General features: G+C 63.6%; 18 protein-coding genes. 13 read left to right on the top strand and 5 right to left on the bottom strand.

Annotated elements, in window-relative coordinates; all coding sequences use genetic code 11:
- Positions 1-2526: a glycoside hydrolase family 3 C-terminal domain-containing protein gene (locus tag ACFVWT_RS17010; RefSeq protein ID WP_390249871.1), complete on the top strand. Its 2526-nt coding sequence runs from the start codon at positions 1-3 to the stop codon at positions 2524-2526.
- 71 nt (positions 2527-2597) lie between these two features.
- Positions 2598-3257 carry a TetR/AcrR family transcriptional regulator gene (locus ACFVWT_RS17015; protein ID WP_390249873.1) on the top strand — a complete coding sequence of 220 codons (660 nt, stop codon included), beginning with the start codon at positions 2598-2600 and terminating at the stop codon, positions 3255-3257.
- A gap of 60 nt (positions 3258-3317) precedes the next feature.
- Here the strand turns inward: ACFVWT_RS17015 and ACFVWT_RS17020 are convergent, their stop codons facing one another.
- Complete coding sequence (locus tag ACFVWT_RS17020) at positions 3318-4418, bottom strand: NAD(P)-dependent alcohol dehydrogenase (RefSeq protein WP_390249875.1); 1101 nt, start codon at positions 4416-4418, stop codon at positions 3318-3320.
- Positions 4419-4877: 459 nt separating this feature from the next.
- Here ACFVWT_RS17020 and ACFVWT_RS17025 point away from each other — a divergent pair, with 459 nt between their 5' ends.
- Positions 4878-5468, top strand: a complete 591-nt coding sequence (locus ACFVWT_RS17025; RefSeq protein ID WP_390249877.1) for a TetR/AcrR family transcriptional regulator — start codon at positions 4878-4880, stop codon at positions 5466-5468.
- A gap of 171 nt (positions 5469-5639) precedes the next feature.
- Entirely contained in the window at positions 5640-6281 is a 642-nt protein-coding gene (locus ACFVWT_RS17030) for an NADPH-dependent F420 reductase (RefSeq protein WP_055806774.1), read from the top strand.
- 102 nt (positions 6282-6383) lie between these two features.
- Here the strand turns inward: ACFVWT_RS17030 and ACFVWT_RS17035 are convergent, their stop codons facing one another.
- From ACFVWT_RS17035 to ACFVWT_RS17045, 3 genes are read right to left on the bottom strand one after another with little or no spacing between them, the layout of a single operon-like run.
- Positions 6384-7490, bottom strand: coding sequence for an NAD(P)-dependent alcohol dehydrogenase (locus tag ACFVWT_RS17035; RefSeq protein WP_390249879.1), 1107 nt, complete (start codon positions 7488-7490; stop codon positions 6384-6386).
- A gap of 32 nt (positions 7491-7522) precedes the next feature.
- Positions 7523-8974: an aldehyde dehydrogenase gene (locus ACFVWT_RS17040; RefSeq protein WP_390249881.1), complete on the bottom strand. Its 1452-nt coding sequence runs from the start codon at positions 8972-8974 to the stop codon at positions 7523-7525.
- Between the two features lie 57 nt (positions 8975-9031).
- A complete protein-coding gene (locus ACFVWT_RS17045; protein ID WP_390249883.1) occupies positions 9032-10390 on the bottom strand; it encodes an MFS transporter in 1359 nt (452 codons plus the stop codon).
- Between the two features lie 177 nt (positions 10391-10567).
- Here ACFVWT_RS17045 and ACFVWT_RS17050 point away from each other — a divergent pair, with 177 nt between their 5' ends.
- From ACFVWT_RS17050 to ACFVWT_RS17090, 9 genes are all read left to right on the top strand, one after another.
- Positions 10568-11401 (top strand): PaaX family transcriptional regulator C-terminal domain-containing protein, encoded by an 834-nt coding sequence (locus ACFVWT_RS17050; RefSeq protein ID WP_390249885.1) that lies wholly within the window; start codon positions 10568-10570, stop codon positions 11399-11401.
- Positions 11402-11506: 105 nt separating this feature from the next.
- Positions 11507-12343, top strand: coding sequence for a PaaX family transcriptional regulator C-terminal domain-containing protein (locus ACFVWT_RS17055; protein ID WP_390249887.1), 837 nt, complete (start codon positions 11507-11509; stop codon positions 12341-12343).
- Positions 12344-12430: 87 nt separating this feature from the next.
- The gene (locus ACFVWT_RS17060; RefSeq protein WP_390249889.1) at positions 12431-14005 is read left to right on the top strand and encodes an FAD-dependent monooxygenase; all 1575 of its coding nucleotides are present in this window, start codon (positions 12431-12433) and stop codon (positions 14003-14005) included.
- Positions 13998-16034 (top strand): acetate--CoA ligase family protein, encoded by a 2037-nt coding sequence (locus ACFVWT_RS17065; RefSeq protein ID WP_390249891.1) that lies wholly within the window; start codon positions 13998-14000, stop codon positions 16032-16034. Before ACFVWT_RS17060 ends, ACFVWT_RS17065 begins: the two co-directional genes overlap by 8 nt.
- Positions 16031-17704 carry a (2,3-dihydroxybenzoyl)adenylate synthase gene (locus ACFVWT_RS17070; protein WP_390249894.1) on the top strand — a complete coding sequence of 558 codons (1674 nt, stop codon included), beginning with the start codon at positions 16031-16033 and terminating at the stop codon, positions 17702-17704. Before ACFVWT_RS17065 ends, ACFVWT_RS17070 begins: the two co-directional genes overlap by 4 nt.
- 9 nt (positions 17705-17713) lie before the next feature.
- Positions 17714-18835 (top strand): cupin domain-containing protein, encoded by a 1122-nt coding sequence (locus ACFVWT_RS17075; RefSeq protein ID WP_390249896.1) that lies wholly within the window; start codon positions 17714-17716, stop codon positions 18833-18835.
- Entirely contained in the window at positions 18835-19659 is an 825-nt protein-coding gene (locus ACFVWT_RS17080; RefSeq protein WP_390249898.1) for a fumarylacetoacetate hydrolase family protein, read from the top strand. The genes ACFVWT_RS17075 and ACFVWT_RS17080 overlap by 1 nt, the downstream gene beginning before the upstream one ends.
- Entirely contained in the window at positions 19659-20408 is a 750-nt protein-coding gene (locus ACFVWT_RS17085; RefSeq protein ID WP_390249900.1) for a maleylpyruvate isomerase family mycothiol-dependent enzyme, read from the top strand. The genes ACFVWT_RS17080 and ACFVWT_RS17085 overlap by 1 nt, the downstream gene beginning before the upstream one ends.
- Before the next feature lie 25 nt (positions 20409-20433).
- A complete protein-coding gene (locus ACFVWT_RS17090; RefSeq protein WP_390250281.1) occupies positions 20434-21003 on the top strand; it encodes an adenylate kinase in 570 nt (189 codons plus the stop codon).
- Between the two features lie 157 nt (positions 21004-21160).
- Here the strand turns inward: ACFVWT_RS17090 and ACFVWT_RS17095 are convergent, their stop codons facing one another.
- Complete coding sequence (locus tag ACFVWT_RS17095; RefSeq protein WP_390249902.1) at positions 21161-21613, bottom strand: DoxX family protein; 453 nt, start codon at positions 21611-21613, stop codon at positions 21161-21163.
- Between the last annotated feature and the right edge of the window lie 69 nt (positions 21614-21682).

Raw genomic sequence — 21682 nt, forward strand, 5'->3', positions numbered from 1 at the left:
GTGCCCTGTCCCCCGCAGGCTGCCGTTGCAGGTGCCGCCGTCCCCGACTATTCACATCTGGTCGCCCGGCTCTCGCTCGAGGAAAAGGTTCATCTACTCACCGGCGAGACGGCTTTCACGCTCCACGGAAACGCCAGAATCGGTCTTGCTCCCCTAGCGTTCTCCGACGGGCCAACAGGAGTCCGTGGCCTGAAGTTCGCCGGAGGCGATGCAGTCGCGCTGTTTCCGAACGCGACCCTCGTTGCTGCCTCGTGGGACGATGCTATTTCCGAACAGGTGGGGACCATGCTCGCGGAAGAAGCGCAGCGACAGCACATCCACGTTGTCCTTGGGCCAACCATCAACCTCCACCGGTCACCCCTGGGCGGGCGCCTGTTTGAGGCTTATTCCGAAGACCCTTACCTGACCGGACGCACTGCGGTTGGCTACGTCAGGGGCCTGCAGGACAAAGGAACCGGCGCTTGCCTGAAGCACCTGGTCGCCAACGAATCGGAGACATTACGCAATTTCGTAGATTCCAGGGTTTCTGAGACCGCACTCCGGGAGATCTACCTGCTGCCGTTCGAGATGGTTGTTCAGGACGCCAACGCCTGGTCCATGATGTCCGCCTATAACGACGTCAACGGAATCCCAGCTACTGAGCATGACCAGATTCAAAACAGGATCGTCAAAGATGAGTGGGGCTGGGACGGCCTGATCATGAGCGACTGGTTCGCCACAAAGCGCACTGCCGCATCAGCCAACGGAGGCCTGGACCTGGTCATGCCGGGCCCGGATGGGCCATGGGGTGAGCGGCTGGTTGCGTCCGTGCAGGCCGGAGATGTCGATGAAGCTACCGTTGACGGCCACGTCAGCCGGCTGCTGCGCCTGGCGGACAGGACGGGTGCGCTCGCTTCCGTGGGCGCACCACCGAAGACATGGCAAGAGGGACTGCCGGCAGTGGATTCCCTTGAACGCAAGGAACAACTGCTCCGTATTGCCGCCCGCGGCATGACTGTGGTGGCCAACTCCGGTGTCTTGCCGCTCTCCTCCACCGGATCCGTGGCGCTCATCGGTCGGCACGCCCTTGCCACTGTGAACATGGGCGGGGGCTCGGCCCAGGTCACTCCTCCGTACCAGTCCACTGTCGCGGAAGGACTGACCGCCCGGCTGGGCAACGGCATGGTGATTTCCGACGGGGTTGGAGTACGCACTCGCCCCGTGCCTGCCGACCCGGCATACCTCACCGATCCGTTGACTGGCACTCAGGGTATGCAGGTACGGCTACTTGCCGCCGACGGAACAGAGCTTTCCCGCCGGCACGAGAACGCCTCAACCATCACAGTCGGATGGGACGACGGCCTCTCCCAATTGCCTGCGACTGCAGTGCTGACCGCCACGTTGTCCAACGAGTCAGGCCCGGTGATGCTGGGCGGCATCGGTGCCGGCAAGTGGACGGTTGCCTCCGACGGTGTGGCCCTGGACGCAGAACTGGCACTTGCCGGCAAGGATCCGGGCGAGGGAATGCTCCGCCCGCCGGCCTTCGCGGAAGTGGTAGACCTACCCGCCGGGAGCACCGTGACCGCCACCGTAAGCCTCAGCACTGCCAACCACCGCGAAAGCCTCCTGCAGGACGCATCCCTGGGCCTAAGTGAGGAGAGCCATCTCCTGAGCGTAGGAGCTGTCGGGCAGCTGGCATTCGTGGCAGCTCCGGCTCCACTGCCCGACGGCGATCTGCTTCGCGCCGCGGAAGAGGCGGCCAGGACGGCGGACACGGCGGTGGTCGTCGTCGGCCTAACGGACGAGCAGGAAACAGAGGCAGCAGACAAGGAGACCTTGGCCCTTCCGGGCCGCCAGGACGAGCTTGTGTACCGTGTCGCGGCAGCAGCGAAGCGAACAGTCGTAGTGGTAAATGCCGCGACACCTGTTCTGATGCCATGGTTGGACGCCGTAGACGGCGTGATCATTGCAGGACTGCCCGGGCAGGAAGGCGGCAACGCGGTGGCAGCGGTCCTGACCGGCGAACTTGAGCCTACCGGGCGCCTGGTCTGCAGCTACCCCGCGACCGATGGTGCCGCTCCGGCCTGGGAAGTGGAGCCGGACGAAGACCTCCGGCTCACGTATGCCGAGGGCACTTCGGTCGGCTACCGCGGATACTATGCTGGAAACGCACCCGCACCCCTGTTCTGGTTTGGGCACGGCCTGGGCTATGGCAGTTGGGCCTACAGCTCGGTGCAAATCGTTTCGAATAACGAGGCGGAACTGCTCGTGTCGGTGGACGTGACAAACACCTCCGAACGAGACTCCCGCGAAACCGTGCAGGTTTATCTTGACCCGGCCGAGGAGGACCAGCCGGTCAGGCTAGTAGGCTACGCAGGGGTCGACGTCCCGGCGGGGACGACCGTCACCGTGCGAGTACCCTGCGAGGAACGACTGCGACGCCGGTGGAACGAGGCAACAGACGCCTGGGAAAGCCTGGCCGCAGGGGCACAACTCATCCTCGCGCGAGGACTCGGCGACATCAGAGCCCGGGTATCGTTGACCTGATAATTCCGACAGCGAACGACGGCCATTCGGGGCCAAAGCCCCCCACGTCCGGCCGCCGACCAGGAGACACCATGCCCACCGCCACTGCTTCATCGTCCCCGCGCCGCAGTAGCGGCCGGCCGAAAGGCGCCGACAGCGCCAACCGGCGGGAGGAGATATTGGCCGCAGCCACCGAATTGTTCTCCATAGAGGGCTTCCGGGGCGTTTCCATGAGTGCTATCGCCCGCGCGTGCGGAATGAGCCTGACCGGCCTTGTGCACTATTTTCCCTCGAAGGACCTGCTTCTGCAGGCCACCATGGATCGCCGTGATGAGGTAGACCAAGCACGGATTGCCGGCCCTAAGCGGGCGAGGGGCTGGGCCTACCTGGAATCTTTGGTGGAACTAGTTCGCCACAACCAGGACCAGAAAGGAATTGTCCGGCTCTTCACTACCGTCGCCGCGGAAGCCGTTGACCCGGAGCATCCCGCTAACTCCTGGTTGCGCCACCACCACCGGGCGTCCGTTGAGCGCATCCTTACGGCGCTGGCGGAGGCCATCGAAGACGGTGCGCTTAGCCCGGACGCTCCGGCAGAATCCATCGCCCGCAGTCTCATCGCCGCAATGGATGGGCTGCAGGTGCAGTGGCTCTCCGAACCCGACTACGGAGACATGGCGGCCGATTTCAAAATGCTGCTCGAAACCGTACACCACCGCTGGGGTCAATTCCACGCACCGGGCATGGCCCGATAGCCTCGGGTTGAAAGCCCGCCAGGCCGCCGGATAAGCGAACCCGGCGGCTTGGGAACCGCATCAGAAGACGATGACCGGCTTGATGGTCTTTCCGCTCCTGGAATCTTCAAAGCCTTGGTTGATGTCATCGAGGGCATAATCACTGACGAGTTTTTCGAAAGGGAACCTGCCGTCTTTCCAGAGCTGGATCAGCCGGGGAATGAAGACCTGCGGCACCGAACTGCCCTGGACCACGGTCTTGAAAGTCCAGCCCTTCACCAGGGACGCGCCGATCTCGAAGCTGACCTCCGTGCCAGGCTTAGCCGCGCCAACGAGGGCGAGGGTGCCGCGCACTCCCAGGGCATCGGCCGCCTGGCGAAGGAGCGAGGGCAGGCCGGTGGTGTCCACCACGTAGTCCACGCCTTCGTCAGCCGTGATTTCACGAAGCCGTCCGGCGACATCCTCGGTCTTCGAATTGATGACGTGTGTAGCGCCGAGCTCTCGGGCGAGTTCCAACCGGGAGTCGTGGATGTCAATCGCAATGACAGTGGCACAGTCCGCGATACGCGCAGCCATGACTGCGGCGCAGCCGACGGCGCCCGTGCCAAAAACAACCAATGAGGACCCGATCTCCGGCCTAAGTTCATTGAGGACAGTTCCCGCCCCCGTGTTGATGCCACAGCCCAGCGGGCCCAGGTGCTCGAGCGGGACGTCCTTGTCGACACGGACGACCGACTCCTCGACGACGTTGGCGTAGGTCGCGAAGGATGACTGGCCGAAGAAGTGCGACGAGATGGCCTCATCGTTCTTACTCAGGGAGGTTGTGCCGTCCAGACGTCGCCCGCCAAAGTCTGCCGCCATCAGGTTCTCGCAGTACGCCATCTGGCCGTTCCGGCAACGCTTGCAGTGACCGCAGTACGCGGCGGCGAGGACAACATGATCACCAGGCACCACGGAGACAACCGAGTCGCCGACCGCTTCGACAACGCCGGCCCCCTCATGCCCCAGGACGGCCGGCAGCGGTGTGGGATAAACGCCATCGCGGACGAGCACGTCCGTGTGACAGATCCCGGTTGCAACCATGCGGACCCTCACTTCATTGGGCCTCAGGGCGTCCAGCTCAAGCTGTTCGATCGTGAACGGTGCATCGTGCTCCCGCGCGACAGCAGCAGTTACCTGCATGGCAAACTCCTCATCATCGTGACCGGGATGATCGTGCACCCCGGCGTGGCTTGCGAACCCGCGTATTGCGTTTCGCAGTGCGACCCACGCGTGTGCGCGTCGCAGCGTGGCCCAGCTTCGTCTGAATCAGGAGAAGGCGGGGAACAGCGAAGTAGACGGCGATAGGAACGACCACAAGAGTGAGCGTGAAAGCGCGCAAAACCGGAGGCCACCCCGGCGCCAATGCGGCCAAGACACTCATTCCTATTGCGGCCAGCGGAAAGATCGCCACCCAGGTAATGACAGCCCTTACGTGGACGGATGCCATACCGGCAGTTCGGTGATGATGCGCATCCGTCTCATCGGCTGCTAACGCTTTGCCCTCATGTTCCACTCAATCTCCAAACGTCTGGTTGGATTTGATGCTACTGCGCCTTGAATCGCAAAAGCAAACGAACGGTTGGAGATATGATGGGGTCCATGGCCTGGGACACTGACGCGACACGGGAAAAACTCCTCGACGCCGCTATCACCGAGTTCTCCGACCGGGGCTTCTCCGGTGCGCGCATCCACCAGATTTCGCGGATCTCAGGGTGCAACCGGGAACGGATCTACTTCTACTTCGGCGGCAAGGCCGAACTCTTCGAAGCGGCACTCACCCGCGAACTCGTCACCGCCCTGGACGACCTTCCGATCGTCGGCTCGGGCCCCGTTGCGATCGCCGACTTCGCGGGACGGTACTTTGATCTTTCCAGGAACCGCCCCAGTCTCGCGCGCCTCACCTTTTGGGAGGGGCTTGAGCAGGGGCATCCGGTAGGGGCGGAGACCCGCGCCCTGCGCGCGGCGAACAAAGTCAGCGAGATCCGGGGCGCCCTTCCGGCATTGAGCGAGGCGGCGGCGGAAGACCTTCTGCTAACAATCGTCACACTCTGCCACGCCTGGGTATCGAGTCCGAACGTCCCGCTCGTGATAACCGGAACGCCGGACGACGGACGCAGGCGCGCGTCCATTATCCGAACCAGCGAACTACTCGCCCGCGACGCACCCGGCGTGGCCTCGCAGCCGTCCTAAACGCCAGCCTCGGAGCCGGGCGTGAGCCCAGGCAATCTCATCACTCAATGCATTTACTTGACGCTTCAACTTTATTGATCTATATTTAGTTGTAGCTTCAAGCATCACACCTTGAGAGAGCAGAATCCAATGAACAACCTCCTGGCCCGTATTTTCGGAAAGAAGACTCCAATGACGAACCTCACCATCATCGGCAACGGCAACATGGCCCGTGGCATCGCAACCCGTGCCCTCGCTGCAGGCCTGACCGTCGAAATTCTTGGGCAAGAAGAAACCAAGGCCAACGAACTGGCCGGCGCGCTTGGATCCGGCGTCACCGCCGGCACCACCGCCGACACCCCGAAGGGCGGCATCGTGGTCCTGGCGGTCCCGTTCGACGCCGCAAAGTCCGTGGTCAGCGCCTACGGCGACGCCTTGGCGGGCAAAACCATCGTGGACATCACCAACCCGGTGAACTTCGAGACCTTCGATTCCCTGGTCGTCGAGCCCGGCAACTCCGCCGCCGAGGAAATCGCGCAGCTTGTTCCCGCAGGCGCCAACGTCGTCAAGGCATTCAACACGACCTTCGCCGGCACCTTGGTGGCAGGCGAGTCAGGTGGACAGCCGCTGGACGTCTTCATCGCCGGGGACAGTGCCGAGGCCAACGCAGCCGTGAGCAGCTTCGTCAGCGCTGGCGGCATGCGCCCTCTGGTAGTCGGTCCGCTGAAGCGCTCCCGCGAACTCGAAGGATTCCAGTTCGTCCTGATGACCATGCAGGCCAACCCCGAATTCGCCGATTTCAACTGGGACACCGGGCTTCAGGTCACCAAGTAGCATCCAACTCAAAAAGCGGACGACGCCGGGAACTCTCCCGCGTCGTCCGCTTTCGTATGAACTGAAGAATGTCAGGGCGCCTGCCTCAAAAGCAGCCGCCGCCTAGTACACAACGACAGGCTTGATCACTGTTCCTTTGGCGGAATCTTCGAACCCCTGGTTGATCTCATTCAGGCTGTAGTTACGCATCAGCTTGTCCATGGGGAACCGGCCGTCCTTCCACAACTGGATGAGCTTGGGAATGAACACCTGCGGTACCGAGCTTCCCTGAATCACCGTCTTGAACGTCCATCCCTTGACCAGTGACAGCCCGATCTCGAAGGAAACCTCGGTTCCGGGCGCAGCAGCGCCCACCAGCGCCAGCGTGCCCCGGAGGGCCAGGGCGTCGGCTGCCTTGCGGAGCAGCTCCGGACGGGCCGTTGTATCCACCACGTAGTCAGCGCCGCGGCCGTCCGTCAAGCGCAGGATCTCATCCGTCAGGTCGGTTTCCTTGGTGTTGATCACGTCCGTCGCTCCAAGTTCTTTCGCGAGGTCGAGCCTGGAGGCGTGGATGTCAACGGCGATGATCCGCGCGCACCCAGCGATCCCGCCGGCCATGATCGCACCGGATCCGACAGCGCCGGTGCCGATGACCACAAGCGTGCTGTTCAGGCCGGGCTTGAGTTCGTTGAGAACGGCGCCGGCGCCGGTCTGGATACCGCACCCGAGCGGGGCAACTATCTCAAGCGGAACGTCCGAGTCGACCCGGACGACGCTTTCTTCGACGACGTTCGCGTACGTGGCGAACGACGATTGTCCGAAGAAATGGGAGGAGATCACTTCCCCGTCCTTGCTCAATGCCGTGGTCCCGTCGGGCCTCCGGCCCCCGAAGTCAGCGGCGAAGAGGTTCTCGCAGTACGCCATTTCGCCGGACCGGCAACGGTCGCACTTACCGCAGTAGGCGGCAGCGAGCAGAACGTGGTCACCCGGCTGCACAGTGGTCACCGAACTCCCGATTCGCTCCACGACTCCGGCTCCCTCGTGTCCAAGGACGGCCGGCAGCGGCGTGGGATAGACCTGGTCACGGACGATGGCGTCCGTGTGGCACACACCGGAAGCCACCATTTTTACGAGTACCTCGTTGGGACGGAGATCGTCCAGCTCAAGCTCTTCAATCGTGAGGGGTTTCCGTGGCTCCCGGGCCACTGCTGCGGTTACTTGCATGGTCATTTCATCCTTTACGGCTGCGTGGGGGTTTTGCTCTAGAACGGGTACTGCTGGTCGGACTGCTCGACGGTGATCCACTTCAACTCAGTGAATTCGTTGATGACCGCCCTGCCGTCGAACCGGCCGTAGCCGCTGTTCTTCATGCCGCCGTATGGAGCCTGCGCCTCGTTCTGCACGGTCGCCCCGTTGACATGCACGTGTCCGGCTTGAATGCGCATGGCAACCTGCAGTGCGCGGGTGCTGTCCGCTCCGAAAACGGCAGCGGCGAGACCGTACTCCGTATCGTTGGCTACTTGGACAGCCTCTTCGACACCGGAAACGCGGACAACCGTGGTGATGGGTCCGAACGTTTCCTCATCGTAGATGGACATCTCAGGCCGCACTTTATCGATGATGGTGGCCGGCATCGAAGCGCCGTCGGCACGGTCGCCGACTACCAGCTCCGCTCCCTTGGCCAGGGCATCGTCGATGAGTCCGTTGATCCGGGCGCCTGACTCTTCACGGATCATCGGACCGACGATGCAGGCATCGTCGACCATCGGGTCTCCGCTGCCGAGTTGCGCCGCCCGTGCCGCGAACTTGGAAACAAACTCGTCGGCCACACTTTCGTCAACGACGAAACGTTCCGTCGACATACAAATCTGCCCCTGGTAAAGGAAGGAACCGAAGACTGCCGCGTTCACAGCGCCGTCAATGTCAGCGTCGTCGAGGACGACGAACGGAGCCTTGCCGCCGAGCTCGAGCAGGGCGGGCTTAAGATGGCGGGCGGCCTTCTCGGCAATAATGCGCCCTACCGCGGTTGATCCGGTGAAGTTGACCCGGCGCACCGCCGGGTGCGCAATGATGGATTCCACCACCCGCTCCGAGTCCTCAGCAGTACTTGTGAGGAAGTTGAGGACACCGGCCGGGAGTCCGGCCTCGTGCAGGACCTCTGCGATGATCGCATGGGTCTTCGGGCTTGTTTCCGAGGCGCGGAAGACTACCGTGTTGCCACAAACGATCGGGTAAGCGATCGCCCGGGCGGCAAGCACGCCGGCCCCGTTCCAAGGGGCCATGCTGAGAACCACTCCGGCGGGTTGCCGGACAGTCATCGAGAGCGTTCCCGGTTTGTCCGTCGGGAGGGTCTCACCCTGAATCTGGGTGGCGAGCCCGGCTGCTTCACGGAACAGTTGTGCAGTGAGGAAGACGTTGAACCCGGCCCAGAGCTGCGCCGCCCCGACTTCTGACATCATCGTCTCGATAAACTCCGGGCCGCGCCGCTCCATGATGTCCGCGGCCTTCAGCAGCACGGCCCGGCGTTCGGTGGGGCCGGACGTTGACCAGGTGCTGAATGCCTTTGATGCCGATTCAACCGCATCCAGAGCGTCATCCACTCCGGCTGCCGCACCTTCGGTCACAACTGCGCCCGTCAGGGGGTTTCGTCGTTCGAAGGTCTTGCCTTCACGGCCGCTTCTGGGCTGGTTGTCAATGATAAGTTGCGTCTGCAAGTGGACTCCTTAGTTGGTGGCCTGCGCCGCCGGCGCGATGGCCCGGCTCTGTGGTTCTTAGTGGTGGACGGTGGTGCTGGACGAATGCTGTTCGGGAGTAGCTGCAGCTTCGCCGTCGGCGGCCGCGTTGGAGGGGCGAGGCACGGTCAGGACCGCAACTACGCCGATTGCAGCTGCTATGGCCCAGACGGAGAAGTTGATGAAGTTGCCCAACGAGGCGGCAACGAGAACGCCTCCGCCTGAGATCGCCAGGACTGCGCCGATCCGTCCGATGCCGAGCGTGATGCCAAGGGCTGTGGCCCGCGTTGCGCCTGAGAAGTAGGTGGCGACGAACCCGTTGACCAGGATCTGGGCTCCCACGGACCCGAAGCCAACAACTGCGACGAGCAGGTACATGACCGGAAGCGGCATAACGCCTGTTCCCATGAGAACCAGCGCTATGCCGGAACTGGCAAAAGCCGTTGCAGTGACCGGCCGCGGACCGAAGCGGTCAGCGAGTCGGGAAGATACCAGCACGCCGACGACGGCGCCGACGTTGACCGTGAGGAGGAATGTCAGCGAGGAGGCCAGCGAATATTTGGCGATGACCATGAGCTGCGGCAGCCAGGTATTAAGCCCGTACACGAGGGTCTGCCCGCAGACCCCGGCCAAGCAGAAGAGGATCATCGCTCCCAGCAGGCGTCCGGTCAGCAGGGTGCGGAAACGGCCGGCAACCGGTGCGTCGCCCTGAACCCGTGCTGCAGGCAGCGGTTCAAGCCCATAATCGGCGACAATGCGTTCCGCCCGGGCCCGGTCGCCCTTGACGGCGAGAAACGCCGGGGATTCGGGGAGGAACTTGGACAGCAAAGGGACGACGGCGACGAGTGGAACGCCGCCGAGCGCCAGCATTCCCTGGAATCCGAGAGCGGGCAGGAAAGCGAGCGAGAGTAGCGCGGCAAGGACGCCGCCGACAGCGTAGCCGGAGAACATCAGGGCGTTATTGAAGTTGCGCCGGTTCGTCTTCGAGAACTCGACTGTCAGTGCTATCGCCGTCGGGATCACACCGCCCAGTCCAAGGCCCGCGAGAAAACGGAACAGGCCGAAGAGTTCCGGAGTCGGCGCCCAGGCGGTCAGAAGCATCAGTACCGAGAAGGATGCGATGGAAATCATCATGATCTTCCGACGCCCGACAATGTCCGTAAGGTAGCCAATGAGGATGGCGCCAATAAACATTCCGGCCAGCGCATAGCTGCCGATTGCGCCGGTCTGCACCGGAGTCAGGCCCCATGGTTCGTAGGCCAGGAGCTTGGGGACGATGGCTCCGTAGACGACCAGGTCGTATCCGTCGAAGACGATGGCCAGAAAACAGAGAAAGATAACAGCGGCTGCCGATTTACGAGGGCGAACCGGAGATGAGGCAGGCGATTGAAAAGCCATTGGGGACTCCAGGTGATATACACGACTTTGTGGCTGTGCCAGAGATGAGGGGGTCTATCGTCTGTGATCTGACCCACAATCGAATGTAACATAAATATGTTGTTCGTCAACAGGTCTGTTGCATGTTTGTGATTGACGGATTCATTCGGACTCGAAAACAAGAAGTGGAGGAGCCTTATGCAGTGGAAACCCAGAGCCCTGATCCTGGATCTATTCGGGGACTACCTCCGATACGCCGGGAGTGAGGTCAGGCTCGCCGACATCACGGAACTCCTGTCCGTCTTCAACATCGAGCCTGCTACGGTCCGGGTCAACCTCTCGCGGCTTCGCAAGGAGGGCTGGTTCACCACCCGTCGCGTGGGGCGGGAAACGGTTTACACCCTCACTCCCCACATGCTGGAGATCCTCGACGAAGGCCGGGAACGAATCTTCCGGCGTCGGGACGAGAGCTGGGAGGGCCGCTGGACCATGGCCATTTACCAGGTACCGGAATCTGAGCGTGCCGTCCGCGAGCAGCTCCGAAAGCAACTCGCGTGGCATGGGTTCGGCCAACTGTCGCCGTCGACTTGGCTCAGTCCGCACGATCTCATGTCGGAGGTCCGCGAGATCGCCGCCGAGTTTCCGCTGGCAAAGGTTGATGCGCTCTGGTGCGGGACCGGCGACCTCGAGGAGGACAGAGACCTGGCCGCGCGATGCTGGGACCTAAAGCAGCTCGGCGAGGACTATCAGGAGTTCATTCGCACCTACTCCGCCCTTAAGGACGAGGTGGCGAATGCGGGCAAGGACGGCCGCACGGCGCTTATCGAACGGATGCAAATCATCGGCGACTTCCGCCGCTTTCCATTCCGGGACCCCTACCTGCCCAGGGAACTGCAGCCCGAGGGATGGCCGAGCAGTGAGGCATACGGCTTGTTTGGCGCGGTACACCGCCAGCTCGGTCCGGGAGCCACGGAATTCGTCTCCGGCATCATCGGCCAGCCCGTCGGGGAGGGTCAAGAGGTCGTGGCATAAGCAGCCCGCCAATCATTTTCAGGACGCGCCCACCCCTAAATATGTAACATTATGACGCAGGCCGTTACTCTGGACGTTACATCAATTTCGATTCCAGGAGTCCCCATGGTGGAGACACCCCGGTCGCTGGTCCTGAACCTCTTTGGCGACTACCTTCGCTACGCCGGCGGTGAGGCCAAGCTCGGCGAACTGACCGAGCTCATGACGGCTTTCGGCTTGGAACCCGGCACCGTCAGGGTGAGCATGTCCCGCCTCAGGCAGGAGGGGTGGTTGACTACGCGCAGGGATGGCCGGGAGACGGTTTACACCCTGAGTGACCAGATGCTCGACATCCTCGTCAACGGCCGCCCGCGGATCTTCCGCCGCAAGGAGGAGCCCTGGAGCGGCCGCTGGACCATGGTCATCTATCAGGTGCCGGAATCCGACCGCGCCGTTCGGGAACAGCTCCGCAAGCAGTTGGCGTGGACAGGGTTTGGTCAACTCTCCCCCTCTACCTGGCTGGCCCCTCACGATCTCGCCAAAGAGGCAAAAGAGATCGCGTCCCGGCACGGAAGCGCCCGCGTGAATGTCCTCTGGTGCGGCTCCCATGACGCGGCAGCGGCACGCAAACTGGCGGCCCGGTGCTGGGATCTGGAGTCCCTGCGTCGCGACTATCTGGATTTCCTGTCCTCCTATACGCATCTGGACGACGTACAGGGCAACAGCGCCAAAGATGGCAAACGGGCCCTGGTGGAACGCACCAGGATCATTGACGATTTTCGCCGCTTCCCCTTTCGCGACCCGGAACTGCCGCGCGAGCTGCAGCCCAGGGACTGGCCCGGCCCTGCGGCATTCAGTCTTTTCAGCCGGGTGCACGAGCAGCTGGGCCCGCGGGCGCAGTCGTTCGTCGAGGAAGTCATCGGCAGGCAGGTCCGTCCGGTGACGGCCGATTGCTACTTGTAACAAATAGTTGACGTTCAGCGTAGAATGGTTACATAATTTCGGTGAGAGCTTTCTCACTGACTTCCAAAACTTTAGAAGGTGGCATCGATGGCACTTCGCGTAGCCTGCATTGGCGGCGGTCCCGGCGGACTGTTCTTCTCAACTCTGTTCAAGCAAGCCGTTCCCGACGCTGAAGTCGTGCTCTTTGAGCGGAACCAGGCGACTGACGCGTTCGGTTTTGGCGTAGTTTTCTCAGACGCAACGCTCAATCGGATCAACGACGCCGATCCCGTTGTCCGCAACGGCCTCCGTGACTTCGGCACACACTGGGAGGAAATTGAGGTCTGGCTCAAAGGCGAACAAAAGTCCTTCGCCGGCAACGGAATGGCCGCCATCTACCGCAAGACCCTCCTGAAGCTCATGCAGGACCGGGCGGCCGAAGTCGGCGTCGACATGCGCTTTGGCCAGTATGTGCCCGACCTGTCCCAGCTTGACGACTTCGACCTGATCGTCGGCGCAGACGGCGCAAACTCCTCCACCCGCGAACAGCTGGGCGAGAGCCTTGGCCACACCGCTGAGACCGCGACAGCGAAATTCATCTGGTTCGGGACCACGTACAAGTTCAGCGGACTCACCTTTGTCCACCGGCAAAGCGAATTCGGCAACTTCGCCGTTCACGGCTACCCGATCAGCGACGACCTCAGCACCTTCATTGTCGAAACGGACGAGGAAACCTGGCGGAAGTCCGGCCTCGACGAATTCGATGCCAGCCAGCCCCCGGGACCCTCAGACCTGAAGACCCAGCGCTTCCTGGAAAAACTGTTCGCCGAAGACATCGCCGGTGAGCCTCTCGTAGCCAACAACTCCCGATGGGCGAATTTCCGCACCCGTCGGACCCGGTCCTGGCACAAGGGCAACGTCGTCCTGCTTGGCGACGCCGTCCACACCGCCCACTTCTCCGTCGGCTCCGGCACGAAGATGGCGATGGAGGACGCCATCTCACTGGTCCGTGAAGTCGCTGCCCACCAGGACGACCTCGAACTCGCTTTTACGAACTATGAGGCCGAACGCCAGCCACAGGTCGCCAAGATCCAGAACCAGGCACGCGGTGGACTGAGCTGGTGGGAGCACTTCGCCCGTTACTACAACTCCTTCGAGCCCACGCAGTTCACCTTCCACTTCTTCTCCCGCAGCATCGACATCGACAAGATCCGCCAGCGCGATCCCGGGCTTGTTGCCTCTGCGGAGCAGGACTGGCTGGCCCGGCACGGCAACACGCCACTGGAGACACCGCTCACCGCAGGATCCGTCGAGTTCACCGGTCGCCAGCTCGCCGTGGCGGAACAAGACGGCCGGTTGGCTCTGACCGGCCCCGGCGGCAGCGTTCCCCTGACCACCGACCCTACCGACGCAGACGTCAATACCGGACTGCTGCTCTACGCGCCGGATACGGAAGCCGGCCTGGCAGCCACCTTTGAGCACTTGCCTGCTGAGGCTGCCGTCGTTGTCATCCAGGGCGGCAACCCGTTCACACGCGTCCTCCTTTCGGAGGAAGCCCGGCTTGGTCGCGGTCTGGCGAGTGTCATCGTCGATGACCAGGGCCCGGCTTCGGGTTTGACGCTGGTGCTCTCCGGCCGGGCAGATGCCGTTGCAGCACAAGGCACGGAGGCAACCGATGCATAGCCTGACTCCGCTGTTCGCACCCCGCGGCATCATCGTCGTTGGTGCCTCATCCAGCCCGGAAAAGCTCGGCGCTGTTATGGCACAGTCGCTGTCCAACTACCCTGCTCCCGTTGAGCTCGTCAACAGCCGTGGTGAAAACGGCATGCACACCAGCATCGCCGAAGCCGCGTCAGCAATTCCTGGCGGTCCGGATCTGGCCGTCCTCTGCGTCCCTGCCGCCGCCACTGCCCAGGCACTTCGGGACAGCGCAGCAAACGGCGCCAAAGCGGCACTGGTTTGCGCCGGCGGTTTCGCCGAAGCGGGCGGGCCCGGCGTCGAATTCGCCCGGCAGGTGGAGGCAGCGGTCAAGGAAACCGGCATACGGCTGCTCGGCCCGAACACATCAGGCTTCTTCGTCCCCCGCCGCAATCTGCGCGCCAGCTTCGTCCCCGGCGTCGCAGAACTTGAACCTGGTTCGGTGGCCGTTGTGGCGGCGAGCGGTGGAGTAAATCACGTGCTTGCTTTCCATCTGCAGCGAGCCGGAGCGGGCGTCAGCCTGGCCGTCGGAATCGGCGCGGGCACGGACATCAGCGCGCCCGATGTCCTCGACTACTTGATCCATGATGACCAAACCAAGGCGGTGGCGCTGCACCTGGAAACCGTCGCTGACGGACCAGCACTCATCGACGCCGTTTCGCGCCTCAGCTCGGTGAAACCGGTGGTGGCTTTGGTGGTCGGGCGAAATGACGTGTCTGAGTTTGCCCAGTCCCATACCGGTGCCCTGGCCACATCCTGGCGAACCACGCGGGCGGCCCTGAAGCAGGCCGGCGCCGTGATCGTCGACGACGAGAACCAGCTGGTGGCCGCCGTTACCGCCCTGGCGGGGCGCCGGCTTAAGCCGGCGGCAGACCCCGGCGTCGGACTCATCACCGGGCAGGCAGGCCCCGGTTTATTGATCGCCGATGCACTCCACAGTGTCGGGGTAAGCCTGCCGCGCCTGGCGCAGACGAGCCAGGACACCATCGGCACGTTGCTGCCGCCGCTGACCTTCCAGGCCAACCCCGTGGACACCGGCCGGCCGGGACCCGGTTACGAGAAGGTCGTTGCCGCGGTGGCAGCCGACCCTGCCATCGATCTCGTGGCGGTGTATGGACTGACCGAACCCGTGGCCGATCTTCCTCTCGCTGTCGCTAACTCCGGAGTGGCCAACACGATGCCGTTCCTGATCGGCGTGGACGGCCCTGACGGTGATCTGGAACGTGCCCGGAAGTCGGCCGCCCAGCACGATCTGCCCCTGATAAGCGGACCGACTTCGCTGGCCCACGGCATTACAGCCCTCGTCAACGATTCGCGCGGACAATTTCAGCGCGCCGAGGCACCGGCTGGAGCATTCACCTGGCCGGGGCTGGAAGGGCCCTGGGACGAAAACCGTGCCAAGGAACTCCTCGGCGCACTCGGTATTGCCACGCCTGCGCGGCGCAGCTGCAGCAGCCGCGCCGCAGCTCATGACGCTTTCACCGAGCTGGGAGGTCCGGTGGCGGCCAAGCTGCTTGATGCCGCGGTCATGCATAAGACTGAGATCGGCGGTGTGCACCTGGGGGTGGACTCCCCCGAGGCCATGGACCGGGCCCTGGACGGCCTGGAAGCCGCCGGTGCCCGCGAGTTCCTCATCGAAGCCATGGCTCCGTCCGGCGTCGACCTGGTGGTCGGCGTGCGTCGTGATCCTGTCTTCGGACCGATCGTCGTCCTGGGCCTGGGCGGCACCGCCGCAGAGGTCTTCGCCGATATTTCCATCCGGTCCGCTCCCCTTTCGGTGCGGGTGGCCGAGGGCATGCCCGGAGATCTTCAGGCGCGGGAACTCTTGTACGGTTTCCGTTCCGGGCCGATGCTGGAGACAGCGGAGCTCGCAGGCCTGCTGGCCAGGCTCGGCGATGCACTTGTTTCCAATGACGAAATCGCCGAGATCGAAATCAACCCCCTGCGCCTCACCCATGACGGGCTTCTAGCCCTGGATGCAGTAGTTATCAATGTCGAGGAGGACATTAAATGACAAGCCACACCCGTGAAGGCACCATCCCGTGGCCGGAGGACCTGGCAGCCGAATTCCGCAGCAAGGGCTACTGGGAAGACCGTCCGCTGGGGGCATACGTGCTGGAAACTGCCGACCGGTTGCCGGAAAAAATCGCGATTGTGGACGGGGACGTCCGGCTCAGCTACGCCGAGCTGGCCAACAGAATGGATGCTGCCGCGGAACGCCTCCTGCAGCTGGGCCTCAAAGCGGATGACCGTATCATGGTCCAGCTGCCCAATGGCTGGCAGTTCACGGTGCTGACCTTGGCATGCTTCCGGGCCGGCATTATCCCGGTAATGGCTCTGCCTGCACACCGCCAGTACGAGCTCTCCTTCCTCACGGAACTCTCCGAATCGCGCGCCATCGCAGTTCCGGACGTCATCAAGGACTTTGACCACCAGGCAATGGCCGAAGAGCTTGCGTCAAGCATTCCGTCTTTGGAGATCATCCTCGTTTCCGGCGCAGCAAAACCGCTGAACGTACGTCTCGAGGAAATCCTGGCCCCAGTGAAGGATGTTGCAGGCGCCCGGGCAAGGCTGGACGCCAACGCGCCTTCGCCGGACTCACCGGCCCTGTTTCTGCTCTCTGGGGGCACTACCGGCCTGCCCAAACTGATCACCAGAACCCACAACGACTACGCCTATAACATCAAAGCAACCTCAGTTCCCACGGGAGTTTCCGAGGACACCGTTTACTTGGGCACCCTGCCGGCGAGCCACAACTTCCCGTTGGCCTGCCCGGGCATCCTCGGAATTCTGTTCGCTGGCGGCCGTGTGATCATGCTGCCCAGCCCGGAACCACGCAAGGCGTTCGCCGCTATCGAGCGTGAGGGCGTGACACTCTCCACTGCTGTCCCTGCCGTCGCCCAGAGATGGATCGAGTACCAGCAGGAAGCCGGCACCAAGCAGCTGGCCAGCCTCGAGGTGCTCCAGGTCGGCGGCTCACGTCTGCCCGACGAGATTGCGCGGAAAGTGAAGCCGGTCCTGGGTGCCACCCTGCAGCAGGTCTTCGGCATGGCCGAGGGGCTCATCAACACCACCCGGCTGGACGACCCCGAAGACGTCATCTGTACTACACAGGGTCGCCCCGTGTCCGAAGCCGACGAGGTGCGCATTGTCAATGAGGCCGGCGAGGACCTGCCGGACGGCGTCCCCGGCTCCATCCTGACCCGCGGACCCTATACTCCTCGGGGATATTACCTCGCGCCGGAAGCCAACGCCCGGGCCTTCACGCCGGATGGCTGGTACGCCAGCGGTGACATTGTGGAGCGGCGTCCTGACGGAAACCTGATCGTCCAGGGACGCGACAAGGACATGATCAACCGCGGTGGAGAAAAGATCTCGGCCGAGGAAATCGAAAGCCTGGTCTACCGGATCGACGACGTAACCATGGCGGCCGCGGTCGCCATGCCGGACCAGATGCTCGGCGAACGGCTCTGCCTGTACATCACGGTCAGACCAGGATGCGAAGTAACCCTGGAACAGATCCAGGAGATGCTGCGCCGGACCGGTGTGGCTGCCTTCAAGATCCCTGAACACCTTGTCGTGGTTGACGAGCTGCCCACGACCAAGGTCGGAAAGATCAATAAGAAGGACCTCCGCGCCGACATCGCTGAACGCCTGGCTGCCGCCGGCGCCCACTCAAAGTAGAGGATTGCCATGACTGAGAACATCACCCATGAGTCAGTTGCTGCCAGCCACGCCCTGCCGGAGCCGACGCCTGAAGAAGCTGCCCAGCTGAAGGAGCTGTATCGGGATTTTGACCGGGAGAACCTGATTCCGTTGTGGACTGAGATCGGTGATTTGATGCCGATGGTCCCGTCGCCGAAGGCCGTGCCGCACGTGTGGCGGTGGAGTGACCTGTACCCGCTGGCGGCCCGTGCCGGTGATCTGGTGCCGGTGGGCCGCGGCGGGGAACGCCGCGCCATCGCCTTGGCGAACCCGGGCCTGCCCGGCACGCCCTACGCCACGCCCACCCTCTGGGCCGCCATCCAGTACCTGGGCGGCCGCGAAACGGCCCCGGAACACCGCCACTCGCAGAACGCCTTCCGCTTCGTCGTTGAGGGCGAAGGTGTCTGGACCGTGGTGAACGGGGACCCGGTCCGGATGTCCCGCGGCGATTTCCTGCTGACCCCGGGCTGGAACTTCCACGGCCACCACAATGACACTGATGAGCCGATGGCCTGGATCGACGGCCTGGACATCCCGTTCGTGCACTACGCCGACGCCGGGTTCTTCGAGTTCGGCACCGAACGGGTCACCGACGAGGCCACCCCGGACATCTCCCGGTCCGAGCGGCTCTGGGCCCACCCCGGACTCCGCCCGCTCTCGGGCCTGGATGACACCACCAACTCCCCCATCGCAGCCTACCGGTGGAAGTACACCGACGCCGCCCTGGCCGAGCAGCTGCTGCTGGAGGACGAGGGCCACCCGGCCACCGTCTCCCAGGGCCACGCCGCGGTCCGGTACACCAACCCCACCACCGGCGGGGACGTGATGCCCACCATCCGGGCCGAATTCCACCGCCTCCGCGCCGGCGCCACCACCGAGACGGTCCGCGAGGTCGGCTCCAGTGTCTGGCAGGTCTTCGAAGGCACCGGCTCCGTGACCCTGAACGGCGAAAGCAGGCAGCTGGCCAAGGGAGACCTTTTCGTGGTGCCGTCTTGGGCCGCCTGGTCCCTGCAGGCCGAGACTGAGTTTGATCTGTTCCGGTTCAGCGACGCCCCCATTTTCGAGCGCCTGAACTTCAACCGCACCTACATCGAAGGACGCACCAAGTAATGAAACTCCTCACCCTCCGCACCGCTGAAGGAACGACGGCGGTTCGCCAGGACGGCGACACCCTCACCGAAATCCCGGGCTTCGCCGACGTCGGGGCCCTGCTGCAGGACCCCGCTTGGGAAACCACCGCTGCGGCCGCGAACGGCGCAACCCATCCTTTGGACGGCGCCGATCTCGCCGCCGTCGTGCCTTCCCCCGGCAAGATCATCTGCGTGGGCCACAACTACCGCAACCACATCAAGGAGATGGGCCGCGAAGTCCCGGCGCACCCCACCCTGTTCGCCAAGTACGCCGAATCCCTGATCGGGCCCAACGATGACCTGGCCCTGCCGCAGGAATCTGACGCGGTGGACTGGGAAGCCGAACTCGCCGTCGTGATCGGCAAGAAGGGCCGCCGGATCAGCGAAGCCGATGCCAAGGACCACATCGCCGGGTACTCCGTGCTCAACGATGTGTCCATGCGCGACTACCAGTTCCGCACCATCCAGTGGCTCCAGGGCAAGACCTGGGAGAAGTCCACCCCGTTCGGCCCGGCCCTGGTCACGCAGGACGAATTCACCCCCGGTCCCCTGATGACCTCGGCCGTGGACGGCGAGGTCCAGCAGTCCACCCCGACCGGGGACCTCGTGTTCACCCCGGAATTCCTGGTCTCCTACATCTCCACGATCATCACGCTGAACCCCGGTGATGTGATCGCGACCGGCACCCCGGGAGGTGTGGGCCACGCCCAGGACCCCAAGCGCTACCTGCAGGAAGGCCAGATCCTGGTCACCACCATCGAGGGCCTGGGCCAGCTGAGCAACCGCGTGGTCAAGGAAGCCTGATGGTCGCCCGCCACGACCAGACCACGGACCCGGTCCTACTCGAGGGTTTGCTGCAGGCACGGCGGGGCACCGCGTTCTTCGCCCGCAAGCTCAACGAGCTCACCGACGCTGACCTGGACGGGGACTCGCTGCTGCCGGGCTGGACCCGCCGCCACGTTGTGGCCCACGTGGGCTACAACGCGCGGGCCATCGCGCGTCTCATCGAGTGGGCCGCCACCGGCGTGGAGACACCCATGTACGCCTCCACGTCGGTGCGCGAGCACGAAATCAATTTCGGAGCCACCCTCCCGCCGATCGCGCTGCGGCACCTGTTCGACCACTCAGCCGTGCACCTGAACGTCGAATGGCGGGACCTGCCCGCCGACGCCTGGCACCACAAAGTCAAAACAGCCCAGGGCCGGATCGTCCCGGCCGAGGAAACCGTGTGGATGCGCACCCGTGAAGTCTGGCTCCACGCAGTGGACCTGGACAACGGGGCAGCCTTCAAGGACATCCCGGCACCTGTGCTTGAGCGGCTGCTCAAGGACATCACCGGCGCCTGGCACACCCGCGGGACCGACAGCGGGCTCCTGGTCACAGTGGACGGCACAGATCTGGCGTTCGGCGACACCGGCGCCACCAACCCTACGACCATCACCGGTTCCCTGCCCGCCGTCGTTCAATGGGCCGCCGGGCGCGGTTCCCAGGGAATCGCCGCCACCGGGCCGGGCACTGCGGACAGCACGCCCACCGCACCAAAGTGGATCTAGGCGAGGGGCCTTTGCGATGACGAGAATGCTGATTATTGGACCTCCCGGTTCCGGAAAAGGAACGCAGGCGGAGCGGATCTCAGAACGCCTCGGCGTTGTGGCCATCTCCACCGGCGACATCTTCCGGGTCAATGTGAAGAGTGAAACCCCGCTCGGCGTCGAGGCCAGGAAGTACATGGAGAACGGTGACTTTGTCCCGGACAGCGTGACCAACAAGATGGTCCGTGACCGCTTGGGCGGGTCCGACGTCGAAAATGGGTTCCTGCTGGACGGCTACCCGCGCACCACCGCGCAGGTGGACTACCTGGACGGCATCCTCTCCGACGGAAACGAGAAGCTCGACGTGGTGCTACAGCTGACCGCCGATGATGAGGAACTCGTCCACCGCCTCCTGGGCCGGGCCAAGGAAACGGGCCGGAGCGACGACAACGAAACCGTCATCCGCCACCGACTGGACCTGTACCACGAGCAGACCGAAGCCGTGGTGGCGAACTACGCCGGGCGCGGCATCCTCACCCGAGTCGACGGCATCGGCGGCATTGATGACGTCACGGATCGCGTGATGCTGGCCATCAAAGCCGCGCAGGCAATCTAGCCAGATCCCTCCAAGCCTCAATTTCGCTGCTCCGCATTGTTGAAAGAGGGGACGCTCCAAAGCACCCGCTCGACTTGGTAGCAAACGAATGGCGCCCGGCACCCGCTTGTACGGGTTCCGGGCGCCATTTCATCTTCTTGAGTTTGGCTGCCGCCGCTTAGGCCAGGGCTGCGAGGGTGCGGTTCGCACTGCGGCCGAAGACCAGGGCGTCGATGGAGAAGCGGCCAGCCCCGACGATGGCGAGGACTGCCGCGCCGGCTGCCAGGACGAGCACGAGTTCGTAACCGCCTTTATCAGCGAAGATTCCGGCGGGAGCGTGTACCAGGAAGAGGGCGCCAAGCATGTCCAAGGCCAAGAGGGCGGCCACTGGGCGAACGAGTACGCCCAGGATGATGGCGGCGCCCCCAAGGAGCTCCAGGAAGCCGATCGCGGGAGCAACCAGCTGGGCCGCCGGTACTCCCATCTGCGCGAAGGCTGCCTGAGCGCCCGGGATGGTGTATTCAAAGATTTTCTGCCAGCCGTGGGCGAAGAAGACAACGCCCACAACGAGGCGCAGCACTGTGCGGGCGATGGTGGACTGGGTAGCAGCGGGATTGATCGGAGAAGTCATGATGCGGTCCTTTTGTCTGGGCTTCTGAAGTCGGTAGGATCGGTTTTCAGGAAGTATTAGTTGATCCTT

The organism is Arthrobacter sp. NPDC058288, from assembly GCF_042880995.1.
Lineage (GTDB): Bacteria > Actinomycetota > Actinomycetes > Actinomycetales > Micrococcaceae > Arthrobacter.